This is a genomic window from Thermosynechococcus sp. M98_K2018_005, assembly GCF_015295825.1.
Classification (GTDB): Bacteria; Cyanobacteriota; Cyanobacteriia; order Thermosynechococcales; family Thermosynechococcaceae; genus Thermosynechococcus.
In genome coordinates this window covers 22,687-34,835 of sequence record NZ_DVEH01000016.1, presented here as the reverse complement: position 1 = coordinate 34,835, position 12,149 = coordinate 22,687, and the positions used below count along the sequence as shown (strand labels likewise).

Here is a 12,149-nt window from a genome sequence, read left to right as displayed (position 1 = left end):
TTGCGTAGCATCCTTTGGGAATCCCCTCTCTTTCAAGAAGGGGAGAAGTCAAGAGTCGTAGAGCAGACCATAGCTAGCCTACTAGATTGATCCCTTGGGTTGCTTTCCGCTAAGGTTTTGGGGAGTCCCTTGTCAGCTTTGCCCTATGTCTCTGAAACGGTTGGTGCTCGCCGCCCTCAGTGTGGTGGTGGCTACCCTGATTACGGTGTCGTTGCTCAGTAGTTACCTCGAACCCCAAACCCAAGGGCAAATTAACCTCTTTCAAACGAATTTATCGCTGCAAGCCCGCGAATGGCAGGGGTTAGGGGATGCTGACACCCGCGATCGCCTTGTAGCAAATGTGGAAAGCGCAATCAAAGCCTACGAAGAAGTGCTGGCAGCGCCCACACCACAAAACCAACTGCTGCGTCTTCAATTGGGACTGCTCTATGCGGACGCCAGCCAGCGCGATCGCGCCCTCAACACATGGCAACTCCTCATCAATGAAGCTCAAGGGACAACCCGCAGTACCGCAGAAGTACTGATGGGGTTGTGGACCGATCCCCCTCAATTGCTGCCAGATGCCGAACCATTGATTAAAAATACACTCCAAGGCTGGTTTCGCGATCGCGCCCTCGAACGCCTCTATGAACTGCAACAGCGATCCGATGCCCTGATGGCCTTGACCCGTGCAGAACAAAAGCGCGCCCAGGCGGCTTTCTATCGCCTTGCCCTCATTAGCACGACTCCTCTGCTAGGAAGTTTGATTGGGATTGTTCTTTGGATTGTCTGGATCTATCAACACCTGCGCCGCCGCCACCAAGGGAAAACTCTGCCACCCCTGACTCCCGTGACATGGGGCTGGGAAACCCTCTGGGAAGGCATGGTGATCTGGTTTGCTCTTTTCTTTGCCATTAGTTTGGTGCTCATGCCCTTGGTGCGCTCCCTGATTGGCATGGGACTGCCGCTGCGCTCTGCGATGGCCCAAACGGTGTATGCCTTAGTGAACTACGGGATGATGATGGTCGCTGGCTTGGGCTGGCTGTGGTACTTTTTGCGTCCCTTTGGTCAGCGCCCTGCGGATTGGTTACGTTGGCAAGGGGGGTTAGGGGGTGCCTTGTGTTGGGGGATCGGCGGCTATTTGGCGGCACTGCCTTTAGTCCTAGTCAGTTCACTGATTAGTCAAGCACTGCTGAAAAATCAAGGGGGCGGCAATCCCCTGCTGGAGATTATTTTACAAAGCCGCGATTACACCACCTTTGCCCTACTCTATGTCATGGTGGCGGTGATGGCGCCCTTCTTTGAGGAGATTCTCTTTCGCGGATTCTTCTTTCGTTCGGTACAATCCTATTTGCCCCTCGGCACTGCAATGGGGGTGACAGGACTCCTCTTTGCCATTGCCCACCTGAATTTAGCTGATCTGCTGCCCTTAACGGTTTTAGGAACCGTGCTCAGCTACATCTACTGGCGATCGCAAAACATTGGTGCGGCAATGATTCTCCACGGTATCTGGAACAGTGGCTCCTTTTTGGGCTTGCTCCTATTGAGCGGGGGGACGGAAGCGGGGTTCTAACTGTTGTACCAACCACTGGCGGGGCACCAACCGACCGGCAAGGGCAAGGAAGCGATTGGCGGGCTGACCGGGAATGACCGTGGCCACATCGGTTTGCAAAGCAGCAAGGGTTTCAGCCACCACCTGTTCGGGGGTATCCTGCTGGGCAATGAGAGCCGGGTTGCGGGTCATATCGGCACGCTCAAAGAAGTTGGTGGCAGTGGGTCCGGGACAGACGGCTAATACCCGAATACCCAAGGGTTTGACCTCTGCCCACAGGGCTTCGCTGAAGTGGCGAACAAAGGCTTTGCTGGCGGCATAGACCGCAAGATAGGGCAGGGGCTGAAAGGCAGCAATGGAACTAACGTTGATGATCGTACCTTGGCGGCGGGGGCGCATTTCTTGGAGCACGAGATGGGTGAGTTCCACCAGTGCCGTGATGTTCACTTGGAGCATGGCTGTCAATGGCTGGCAATCGCGATCGCCAAAGGCACCATAATCACCAAAGCCGGCATTATTGATCAGCAGATCCACACTTAACCCCAAGGCTTGGATCTGCCCATAGAGGCGGCAGGCGGCACCGGGTTGACTCAAGTCTTGGGGAATACACACCACCGACACCTTTTGGCTCAGGCGCGTCTTGAGTGCCTCTAGGGTGTCGAGGGAACGCCCCGTCAGGATCAAATTGTGCTGGCGATCAGCCAAGGCTTCGGCAAAGGCCTGCCCTAATCCCCCCGTTGCCCCCGTAATCAGTGCGGTTGTCATAAAATTGTTACGAAACTTAAAGATCGCTATCTTAAAAGTAATACATTTCGGGAATGGGCAGAATGACCTCTACGCTCTCAGCCACCGCAGCTTTTCCCACCGCAGATTGGACTTGGCGCGGCCATCGCATTCGCTACAGCGTCAATGGCAGTGGTGCCCCAGTGGTGTTAGTTCATGGTTTTGGTGCCTCTATTGGTCACTGGCGCAAAAATATCCCTGCCCTCACCGCCGCAGGTTACCGTGTCTATGCCCTTGATTTACTGGGTTTTGGTGCCTCAGCAAAGCCGGATTTAACCTACAGCTTGGATCTATGGGCCGAGCTACTGGCGGACTTTTGGCAAGCCCATATTGGGGAACCCGTGGTTTGGGTAGGCAACTCCATCGGTGGTTTGCTGTGTCTGATGATGGCGGCTCGCTCTGGCCACACCTGCCGTGCGGTGAGTGTTCTCAACTGTGCTGGGGGACTCAACCACCGTCCCAATGAACTGAATTGGATGCAGAGCCTCTTTACCGCCATCTTTCGCACCTTGGTCGCCTCTCCCGTCATGGGTCATTTGATCTTTAACCAGATTCGGCAGCCGGAGCGCATCCGCAAAACCCTGACCCAAGTCTATGCCAATCCCGATGCCATTACCGATGAATTGGTCGAACTGCTGCATCGGCCGGCCATGGATGCCGGCGCTAAGGAAGTGTTTGCCCGTGTGATTTCAGCACCGCCGGGACCGAAAATTGTGGATTTGCTGCCAGAGATTCAAGTGCCGATTCTGGTGCTCTGGGGCGAGGTGGATCCCTGGACACCCGTCTCAGGGGCGAAGCACTTTGAAGCCCACCAAGAGCGGCTGCCGATTCGCATTGAACGGCTAGCGAATACGGGGCATTGTCCCCACGACGATCGCCCGGAGCTGGTGAACCCGATCCTCATTGAGTGGTTGCAACAGTTGGGGCACGCCTAACTCAAAAGACAAGCAAGGGCATCGAGGCTTTCGGGCAACTGGGGCAACAGAATGCGATCGCCGACCATTGCAGCACACAGCAGCATCATGTAGAGGATTGAGAACTTAAAGAGGCTGCGTGCCTGTTCTTTGTCCTCTGGGGCTTGGGTCAACTGCCACGCGCGGTAAATAAACCAACCGCCAAGGGCGATCGCCACTCCACCATAGCCCCAGCCCACGACACCACAGGGGTAAATCAACAGCAGACTGGTGGGCACCAATGCCAAGGTGTAGCGGAAAATGTGCTGTGCCGTCACGCGATTGCCATCAACAACGGGCAGCATCGGCACCCGCACACGGGCATAGTCCTCTTGGATCAGCATCGCCAACGGCCAAAAATGGGGCGGCGTCCAGATAAAGATAATGGCAAATAGCACCCAAGCGGCCCAACTCAGTTCTCCCGTCACCGCTGCCCAACCCACCAAGGGGGGAATCGCCCCAGCCGCACCGCCAATGACGATATTTTGGGGCGAAAACCGCTTCAGCCAGTGGGTATAGACTCCCACATACACCGCAATTCCGGCCATCGCAAGGCAGGCACTCAGGAGATTGGCAAACACTGCCAAAAGACTAAAGGCCGTTGTTGCCAAGAGTACTGCTAGAAACACCGCTTCCCAAGGAGCTACCCGACCCGCTGGCAAAGGGCGATGGCGTGTCCGCTCCATAATGGCATCAATATCGCGGTCATAGAGACAGTTGATCGTATTGGCTGCCGCCGCCGCACAAGTACCACTGAAAAGGGTTATGAGGAGCAGTTGGGGAGCCACCTGACCTTGGCTTGCTACTTCCATCGCTGCGGCAGTTGTAATCAAAAAGAGCAGAATTAACCGCGGTTTGGTGAGTTGGACATAGTCCACTAATTTTGTCGAAAGATCCCCCGTTGAGGAGGAAAGTCTGGCTAGGAATGTCATGCGAGCCTCAAGATTGTTCAAAACTCATGCTTCAGGGAATCGGATGGGCAATCGCGCCACGCCAATGTGGCAATCGCAACCAACAACCCCAAAAGGGTGGCGCCAACCATTTGATGGGCAACGGTGAGTGCCGGAACCTGTAGCTTTAGTTGTAGGGTGCTCCAGCCCAAGGCCACTTGCAGAGCCACCACCGCCAGGAGTGAGAAACTCAGTTGCCGCAACAGGGGAGCCAAAGCTGGGCTGCGCCACGCCACAATCACAACCCCTAAAACACTCAAGGTGGCTGGGACAACACCGATTAGATGGCTATTGAGCACCCCACACAGGCGATCGCCATAGAGACACTGATGTACCGCCCACTGCGAAGACACCAAGCCCCCCAACAAACTTTGGCCATAGACACATAAAGCAGCGATCGCTGCGGCAACCCGCAACCAACGGGCACTCCCCGTGCCTCTAAAGGGAGCCAAGCCAACGGTGATTGCTGCCAAAAGGCAAAAGAAGAGCAGTCCCGTGCCCAAGTGAGCGGTCACAATTTCAAAGCGCAGCAATTCAGTCACCGTCAGCCCACCAAGAATCCCCTGCAAAATTACAAGGCCCAGTGCCGCTCCAGCAGCGAAGGGCACCCAAGGAGGTAGGGCTTGCCGCCAAGCGACGCTCAATCCGACAAAGGCGATCGCCATCAGCCCTAAACTAGTGGCCAGCAGGCGGTGAAACCACTCTAGGAAGATTTGCAAATCCATTTGCGGCACCAGCGTACCAAAGCACAACGGCCAATCGGGACAGGCTAAACCGGCATCCATCACCCGTGTGGCACTGCCCACCGCCATCAAAAAGAGGGTAAAGACCGTCATCAGCAGCACGAGGCGAAAAATCCACTGGCGACGGACACTTGGATCACTGCCTAGGGTCAAGGGTGAGACATGAAAGGGACCCAGCACGGATTTTTCCTCGACAGTAACAACTTCTTCATGGTAAAGAAGCTAAGGCGGGGATCAGGGCTGGCGTGAAAATCTATAGTTTTTCTTTAAGTTTTCGCTAAAGTATAAATTTTTCTTGCATTTGATTGCCGAGTTTGAAGGCCTAAAAGGACGGCTCCCCGGCACTGGGTTGACGCTGCAAAAAGTGGAGAAAATCCAAGAGTTCTTCATCGCTCAGTTGCTGGCGCGATCGCTTGCCGTAGCGTTCGAGTAAACAGGCACGGCCTTGGGCTTCTGTCCATCCCAAGCGTTTCATTTCCACGGTGGTTTGGGCAATTTCATCCGCTAGATCCACGGGTTCACGCTTGGTGGGGGGCTTCTCGCTGGCAGGTTTAACCGCTGGCTTACCGCGGCGGGGATTGGGAGGAGTGGTGGGTTCCAAGAGCAGATCAGTATTGCTGGCCTCTGACCAAGGAGCTGCCTCGAGGGCGGCCGGGGTGCGGGGAATCAGTTCCGCTTCCGTCTGCACAGGGAGGTGAATACCGAGAAGTTGCAGGGCACGCTGGCGGGCACTATCTTCCGCCTGTTCTAAAGTCGGTGCAGCAGCCATCCCTGTAGCTAGAATCGTTTCGCCGACAAGGAGGGTGGTTTTGACAATAAAGAGGCCGTCATGAATTTGCAATAAATCACTGACAATGCTGCCGGTGGGATAGCGGCGGTGAAATTCGCTCATGGGGTTGCCGCAATAAAACGACGCATCGAGTTGATCTTATCCTATCCTTGCTGGGGTGCTGGCCTAGAGGAGATGCAGCACTGCCTTGTGAACCGCAGCCGACTGAAGGTAGGGTTGATAGTTTGGTAGGGGGGCTGCGAAGGTGCGTTGCCATTGGTGGATCAAGGCAGTGGGGTCAGGGGGCAATGCTGCTAGTTCAACTCCAGCCATACCCGTATCGGCCATGAGGTAACTCACCTTGGGATCATAGCTGAGGGCAAAACAGCGACAGCCCACACTGGCGGCCATAATCAGAGCATGGAGACGCATGGCGATCGCCCCCACCGTTGTCGCCAAAAGTCCCTTCATCTCGCGGGGATCCTCACAGGACACAAGTTGCGTCTGCTCAGGCAGCAATGCCCCATAGAGATCCTCAGCCAAGGGTAAATCCTGTTGGGGCTGAAAGGGCAACAGCAAAAGCGGCACCCCCGTCTCTGCCTGCCACTGACGCAAGGCCATTTTCAGAAGCTGCCAGCGATCGCCCGTGAGGTGTCGATGGGGACGCAAACACACAGCAATGGGCGCCTTGTCCTTGGGAGGCAGAACAGGACGTGCTGACATCAGCCACACGGGATCGGCTCCCTGTTGATGGGGAATGCCCCACTGCCGCAAGAGAGCCGCTGAGCCGGAATCGCGCACTGTGACCGCGAGGCAACGCCGCAGAAGTGCCCGTGTCCACCAACGATAGAGGGGCGATCGCAGAGGACCAATCCCCTGTGCCCAAGCCATGGTGCGACAGCCAAAGCGCTGTGCAAGGGTCATCAAACCAAGGTAATAGAGGGGGCTGCGCCAACTGGTCACATCCTGAATTAGGCTCCCACCGCCCCAAATGAAGGCCTGGCTCTGTTGCAGAGTGCGCAGCACGTTTTGCCACTGGCGGCGATCGCAGGTAGCAACGCCATAGCGGGCTGCTGTGGCCGTAGGATTGCCGCTGAGGACGACCGGTGAAACGTGGGGCGGCAACTGTTCGAGGAGCGTTGCCAAGAGGGCTTCATCCCCAGCATTGCCATAGCCGTAGTAGCCACAGAGAAAGACTTGACTCATGCAACAGGCTCCACTAGCGGCACTGCCTGAAGAATGTCTTGAAGAACGTTGATCAAGGAGGGGGTGGGTTGAATGGCTGGCACCAAGGAAACGGCATGGTGGGGATACCTGACTTGCAACGTCGCTAGTTGGCTGTGTACCTGATCAACGGTTTTACCACCAAAGAGAAAGTAGCCATAAATTTTGCTACTGGTATACCCTTGAGCCAGCCGCATCTCAATGGCATGGTCTAAACTTCCCACTTCGGTCAGCAGCGCTGGACGCACACCACAGGTCTGACACAGTTGCTCAAACCAAGGGCGAACTTCAGGCCGACGACTGCCGTGGCCAAGGAGAATATGGGCGGCTTCAGCGGCGATCGCCCGTTGTAACCATGCTTGAAAGAGCAGCTGTCCCCCCAAGAAGGGGAGTAATTGCATGGGAAGCGTGGCGTCGGCTGCCGCGATCGCCAACGGTAGATCCACCCCCACATGGTTGCCCGGCAATAAAAAGAGGGGCAGGATCACCATCCCCTCAGCCCCCTGAGATTGTGCCTGCTGACTAAATTGGCGAATCTGCTCAGGCAGTGGTGCTCCTTCAAGGGTTCCCCAACCGACGATGCCAAGAGGGGTGAGTTGCTGGCACACGAATGCCATTGCCTGCTGTGGCTCAGGGACAGGACTGCCGTGGCTAATGAGAAAGTAGGCCATCATGAGGCAGCAAGGAAGCGCGATCGCCAGTTTTCGCTCAAGAGTTCCTGTTGCGGTACCAAGACCTGCTCTCCAGAGGCCAACCACTTCACTTGGACCGTACGATCCGTAGCTTCACTTTCTCCAATCACTAGACACACCGTAGCACCAACGCGATCGGCGCGTTTCACCTGCTTGCCAAAGGCACTGCCGCTCAGATCCACTTCTACGGTATAGCCTTGATGCCGCAATTGCTGGGCCAAAATCAGGCCTTGGCGTTCGGCAGCTTCGCCACGGGTCACCATATAGAGGTAGGGCTGATCGCGCGGCGGCAACGGGCGATCGCGCAGGAGTAAAATCAATCGCTCCAGTCCCATCGCCCAACCAATGGCGGGTGTGGCGGGTCCCCCTAATTCCTCGACAAGGTGATCGTAGCGCCCCCCCCCACAGACGGTTCCCTCATTGCCCAAACTCAAATCCTGAAATTCAAAGGCGGTGTGGGTATAGTAGTCAAGGCCGCGCACAAGGGCAGGATGAATCTGGTAGCGGATGCCCAGATCCTGCAAGAGGGATTGCACCTGCTCAAAATGGTGGCGCGATTGCGGACTGAGATAATCCAACAGCCGAGGCGCTTCCTTAACAATCGCTTGGGTGCGGGGGTCTTTGCTATCAAGGATGCGGAGAGGATTACGGTGGAGGCGTTCTTGGGAATCGGGATCTAAATCTGCTTTGTAGGGGGTGAGGTAATCCACCAAGGCCTGACGATATTCACTGCGATCCTCGCGATCGCCCACGGAGTTGAGCATCAGGGTTAACTCCTTCAATCCAAGGGCCTGCAAAATATCCAAGGCCACGGCAATGACTTCGGCATCGGCACGGGGATCGGCACTGCCTAAAACTTCCACCCCCAACTGGTGAAACTGGCGATAGCGACCGGACTGTGGCCGCTCGTAGCGAAACATGGGCCCCAGGTACCACAGACGTTGGACGCCCCCTTGGCTGTGCAAACCATGCTCAATATAGGCGCGCACCACCCCCGCCGTGCCCTCTGGCCGCAGCGTCAGCGACCGTTGAGCGCGATCGCTAAAAGTGTACATTTCCTTACTGACAATATCGGTGGCTTCACCAATGCCCCGCTCAAACAGATGGGTTTGCTCAAAAATGGGAGTGCAAATTTCGCGATAGGCAGCACGATCCAAAATCTGGCGAGCAATGGTTTCTAAATACTGCCAATAGACCCGCTCAGCGGGCAAAATATCGCGAGTTCCCCGTGGTGCTTGCAAACCCATGTGTGGTCAATGCGCAAATGAAACAGACGTATTATACCTGCCTAGCTTCCTAGTAACTTCTCCAGCCGCTCTAGAACCTCGCGAATGTGCTTTAATTCTGCCAGAATTTCCTTGAGGAGATTATCTGTTGGATTGGGGGGTGTGGTTTTTAATTCCACCTGAAGGGTAGTAATGCCCATCACGTCACGGGCAAAGCGAGCCACCTCATTGGGGTGAAACAGCAGCGGTTCACGACGGCTTTTGCGATGCTCTGGATTGAGGCGTTGGGGATCAAAGGGGGGATTAATGGTTTCATGATTGGTATTGACATAACGATAAATAGATGCACGGGAGCGGCGGAGAGTTTGCTGCACTTGATCAATGGTCATTAACTCATCCCCCCCCGCAGGATAGGAAGAACGCTGCATTGAGAACGGCCAAACGGTAATGTTGCTATCAAACTTATTTTACTGTAAGGATATGGACATCAAATCCTACATCAAATCCTCAAGCTTTCATGCTCATTCCTTCGGTGTTAGGCGGAAAGGGTCGTTGTTGCTGTGCCAACAGGCCACTGGCAAATGAGAGTGCCATAGCCGAGCGATCGCCCCCCGCTAAATCCGCAAGGACTTGGACACGTGCCTCATCGGTTAAGCATTGCACACGAATTACTGTTGTGGCGGTACTGGGGTCAATATCCTTTTGCACCCAATAGTGATGATCAGCCGCCGCCGCAATCAAGGATTGATGGGTAACACACAATACCTGATGGGTTTGCCCCAATCGACTTAAACTCTCGGCGATCGCCCCCGCGACGCGGCCAGAGACCCCGACATCAATTTCATCAAAAATCAGCGTTTTCGGTGTTTGCTGTGTCGTCAAACAGGTCTCCAACGCCAGTAAAAATCGGCTCATTTCACCGCCAGAGGCAATCTCCCCAAGGGGTTGCAGGGGCTGACCGGGGTTGGCACTCCAGAGAAAGGTAATCTCATCACTGCCGCTACTACTAGCCTCTGTGGTCCTCAACTGCACGGTAAAACGGGCTTGGGGAAGTCCAAGGGGGCAAAGGTGGGTAAGGAGGTCTTGTTCTAGGCGTTCGGCTGCCGCTTGCCGCAATTGATGGAGGTGCTCGCTAGCCTGCTCAAGGGTTTGCCGCAGCTGAGCAACTTCTGCTTCTAGGTGCTCTTGGCTAGTGGCGGCATTACTGAGGGCGGCTAATTCTGCTTGCAGGCGATCGCGATAGGCAATGACACTGGCCAAATCAGGGCCATACTTGCGACACAGGCGTTGTAACTGGTGAATGCGCTGACCCAAGGCATCGAGCGTAGCTGGATCCGCATCGAGGCGATCGGCATAACTGCGCAGTTGACGGGCGGCTTCCTCGGCGTGGGCGATTGCTCCCTCTAGCAATTCACCAATCGGCTGAAGCGTTGGATCCCAGTCGGCAATGGATTGCAGTGCCCCTTGGGCTTGCGCCAGCAACGTCACCACACTGGGTTCCCCTTCGTAGAGGAGGTGATAGGCCTGTTGGCTTTGGCTTTGCAGTTCCTGTACATGGCTGAGGCGTTGGTAGTCCTGTTGTAATCGGGTCAGTTCTTCAGGGTCTTCTAGGGCGGCAGGCCGCAGTTCTTGGAGCTGAAAGTGCAGTAAGTCGAGTCGCTGGAGCCGTTGCTGTTCCTGAGCAGCAAAATTCTGCAATTCCCGTTGCCGTTGTTGCCATGACCGATAAGCTTCCGCCACTCGCTGCCGCTGGGTGATTAAGGCTTCGCCCCCATAGCGATCAAGCCAATCCCGCTGTTGCGAGGCGCTGGCTAGTTGCACCGCCTGTCCCTGAGCGGTAAGGCGCACAAGGTGCGACCGCAGTTCCTGAAGTTGTTGGCGATTCACTAGTACCCCATTGACCCGGCTGCGACTGCGAAAGGTCTCCCCCTTGAGACTAAACTCGCGGCTACAGATCACCTCATCCCCTTCAGCATCAATTTCTAGGGTGGCCAGCCAGTCTCTCACTGGAGGAGTCAGGGTGAAAATGGCTTCAATGCAGCCCTGCTCTGTCCCCAATCGCAACTGCCGCGCTGAGAGCTTCCCCCCAAGGAGAGCATCAATGGCATCGAGGAGGATCGACTTGCCTGCTCCGGTTTCCCCCGTGAGGACATTCAACCCCCGCTGAAAGGTCACCTCTAACTCCGCAACAAGGGCAAAGTTCTGAATCCGCAGTGTTTGTAGCATTGTGGCTCCAGTAGAGCAACGGTTCTAGGGCCATCCTTGAGTAAAGGCCAGTGACCCACTTTTGGGATCGAGCGACTTGATTTTGTACCGCTGATTAGCCTACATAGTATGAAGGTAACATTTTGCAACAATGTGAGGAGCGACCGCGCGGATGATCACGGAGGCAGCGATTCCGGTCACGGTTCCCAAGGAATTTTTAGGTCCCCCGGTGGGCTTTAATCCCACTCTAGTGATGTTTTTTGCCGCATTTGCGATCGCCCTTCTCTCCACTTGGGGCTACTTTCAAGGTCACTGGCCGGGCTGGGTCTCATTTGTGGCCAATATGTTGGCCTTGCACCTCATGGGCACAGTGATCCACGATGCCTCCCACAATGTTGCTCACAGTAACCGCCTCATGAATGCAATTATGGGTCATGGCAGTGCCCTGATGTTGGGGTTTGTTTTCCCTGTCTTTACGCGGGTGCACATGCAGCACCATGCCCATGTCAATGATCCGGAAAACGATCCCGACCATTATGTTTCCAAAGGGGGGCCCCTGTGGCTAATCGCGCCTCGCTTTTTCTACCACGAGGTTTTCTTTTTCAAGCGGCAGCTTTGGCGGAAGTACGAACTCCTGGAGTGGTTTCTCAGTCGCTTGACGCTGGTAGGGATGGTCACCTTTGCGGCGCTCAATGGTTATTTAGACTACGTGCTCAACTATTGGTTTTTGCCCGCTGGCGTGGTGGGTTTAATGTTGGGGCTGTTTTTTGACTATTTTCCCCACCGTCCCCATACCGAGCGCGATCGCTGGCACAATGCCCGCGTTTATCCCAGCCGCCTCCTGAACATCCTCATTTTTGGCCAAAACTATCACCTGGTCCACCATCTCTGGCCGAATATCCCTTGGTACAAAGTGCAGCCGGCCTACTACGCCGTTAAACCCCTCCTCGATGCCCACGGCTGCAAACAAACCCTTGGTATATTCGAACCAGGGAATTTCTTGCCCTTTCTCTACGATGCTTTGGTGGGGTTACATTTCCATCGCCCTCGTTCTTCCTGAGGTGAATCCCCGG

11 protein-coding genes and 1 pseudogene are annotated in these 12,149 nt (G+C 55.4%); 3 read left to right on the top strand and 9 right to left on the bottom strand.

Translation table 11 applies throughout. The features are described from left to right. Positions 1-145: 145 nt before the first annotated feature. Complete coding sequence (locus tag IGQ15_RS02055; RefSeq protein ID WP_297048180.1) at positions 146-1,552, top strand: type II CAAX endopeptidase family protein; 1,407 nt, start codon at positions 146-148, stop codon at positions 1,550-1,552. On the opposite strand, the gene IGQ15_RS02050 is transcribed toward IGQ15_RS02055, so the two are convergent. After that, complete coding sequence (locus tag IGQ15_RS02050; protein ID WP_297048178.1) at positions 1,520-2,296, bottom strand: SDR family oxidoreductase; 777 nt, start codon at positions 2,294-2,296, stop codon at positions 1,520-1,522. The two genes, IGQ15_RS02055 and IGQ15_RS02050, sit on opposite strands and share 33 nt — an antisense overlap. A gap of 62 nt (positions 2,297-2,358) precedes the next feature. On the opposite strand from IGQ15_RS02050, the gene IGQ15_RS02045 reads away from it, so the two are divergent. After that, on the top strand, positions 2,359-3,249 hold the full coding sequence (locus IGQ15_RS02045; RefSeq protein ID WP_297048176.1) for an alpha/beta fold hydrolase: 891 nt from the start codon (positions 2,359-2,361) through the stop codon (positions 3,247-3,249). A gap of 56 nt (positions 3,250-3,305) precedes the next feature. On the opposite strand, the pseudogene IGQ15_RS02040 reads toward IGQ15_RS02045, so the two are convergent. The 8 genes and pseudogenes from IGQ15_RS02040 to recN form a co-directional block, all read right to left on the bottom strand. Further along, a pseudogene (locus IGQ15_RS02040) lies at positions 3,306-4,199 on the bottom strand (heme o synthase); the annotation flags it as partial. Positions 4,200-4,216: 17 nt separating this feature from the next. After that, positions 4,217-5,140 (bottom strand): COX15/CtaA family protein, encoded by a 924-nt coding sequence (locus tag IGQ15_RS02035; RefSeq protein ID WP_297048172.1) that lies wholly within the window; start codon positions 5,138-5,140, stop codon positions 4,217-4,219. A 142-nt stretch (positions 5,141-5,282) separates the two neighbouring features. Beyond that, positions 5,283-5,852 (bottom strand): hypothetical protein, encoded by a 570-nt coding sequence (locus IGQ15_RS02030; protein WP_297048169.1) that lies wholly within the window; start codon positions 5,850-5,852, stop codon positions 5,283-5,285. 63 nt (positions 5,853-5,915) lie between these two features. Continuing rightward, positions 5,916-6,935 (bottom strand): polysaccharide pyruvyl transferase CsaB, encoded by a 1,020-nt coding sequence (gene csaB, locus IGQ15_RS02025; protein WP_297048167.1) that lies wholly within the window; start codon positions 6,933-6,935, stop codon positions 5,916-5,918. Continuing rightward, on the bottom strand, positions 6,932-7,624 hold the full coding sequence (locus IGQ15_RS02020) for a CbiX/SirB N-terminal domain-containing protein (protein WP_297048165.1): 693 nt from the start codon (positions 7,622-7,624) through the stop codon (positions 6,932-6,934). Before IGQ15_RS02020 ends, csaB begins: the two co-directional genes overlap by 4 nt. Next, positions 7,624-8,892 carry a histidine--tRNA ligase gene (gene hisS, locus IGQ15_RS02015; protein ID WP_297048163.1) on the bottom strand — a complete coding sequence of 423 codons (1,269 nt, stop codon included), beginning with the start codon at positions 8,890-8,892 and terminating at the stop codon, positions 7,624-7,626. Before hisS ends, IGQ15_RS02020 begins: the two co-directional genes overlap by 1 nt. Before the next feature lie 41 nt (positions 8,893-8,933). Beyond that, positions 8,934-9,299 (bottom strand): resolvase, encoded by a 366-nt coding sequence (locus IGQ15_RS02010; protein WP_297048161.1) that lies wholly within the window; start codon positions 9,297-9,299, stop codon positions 8,934-8,936. 79 nt (positions 9,300-9,378) lie between these two features. Continuing rightward, the gene (gene recN, locus IGQ15_RS02005) at positions 9,379-11,097 is read right to left on the bottom strand and encodes a DNA repair protein RecN (protein WP_297048159.1); all 1,719 of its coding nucleotides are present in this window, start codon (positions 11,095-11,097) and stop codon (positions 9,379-9,381) included. 154 nt (positions 11,098-11,251) lie between these two features. Between recN and crtR the strand changes: the two genes are divergently transcribed. Continuing rightward, on the top strand, positions 11,252-12,136 hold the full coding sequence (crtR, locus tag IGQ15_RS02000) for a beta-carotene hydroxylase (protein WP_363315761.1): 885 nt from the start codon (positions 11,252-11,254) through the stop codon (positions 12,134-12,136). Positions 12,137-12,149: the final 13 nt, after the last annotated feature.

Excerpts from the sequence above, each read along its gene's own strand:
- IGQ15_RS02055 (WP_297048180.1), top strand. The coding sequence starts at position 146 with ATGTCTCTGAAACGGTTGGTGCTCGCCGCCCTCAGTGTGGTGGTGGCT.
- IGQ15_RS02050 (WP_297048178.1), bottom strand. The coding sequence starts at position 2,296 with ATGACAACCGCACTGATTACGGGGGCAACGGGGGGATTAGGGCAGGCC.
- IGQ15_RS02045 (WP_297048176.1), top strand. The coding sequence starts at position 2,359 with ATGACCTCTACGCTCTCAGCCACCGCAGCTTTTCCCACCGCAGATTGG.
- IGQ15_RS02030 (WP_297048169.1), bottom strand. The coding sequence starts at position 5,852 with ATGAGCGAATTTCACCGCCGCTATCCCACCGGCAGCATTGTCAGTGAT.
- csaB (WP_297048167.1), bottom strand. The coding sequence starts at position 6,935 with ATGAGTCAAGTCTTTCTCTGTGGCTACTACGGCTATGGCAATGCTGGG.
- IGQ15_RS02020 (WP_297048165.1), bottom strand. The coding sequence starts at position 7,624 with ATGGCCTACTTTCTCATTAGCCACGGCAGTCCTGTCCCTGAGCCACAG.
- hisS (WP_297048163.1), bottom strand. The coding sequence starts at position 8,892 with ATGGGTTTGCAAGCACCACGGGGAACTCGCGATATTTTGCCCGCTGAG.
- IGQ15_RS02010 (WP_297048161.1), bottom strand. The coding sequence starts at position 9,299 with ATGCAGCGTTCTTCCTATCCTGCGGGGGGGGATGAGTTAATGACCATT.
- recN (WP_297048159.1), bottom strand. The coding sequence starts at position 11,097 with ATGCTACAAACACTGCGGATTCAGAACTTTGCCCTTGTTGCGGAGTTA.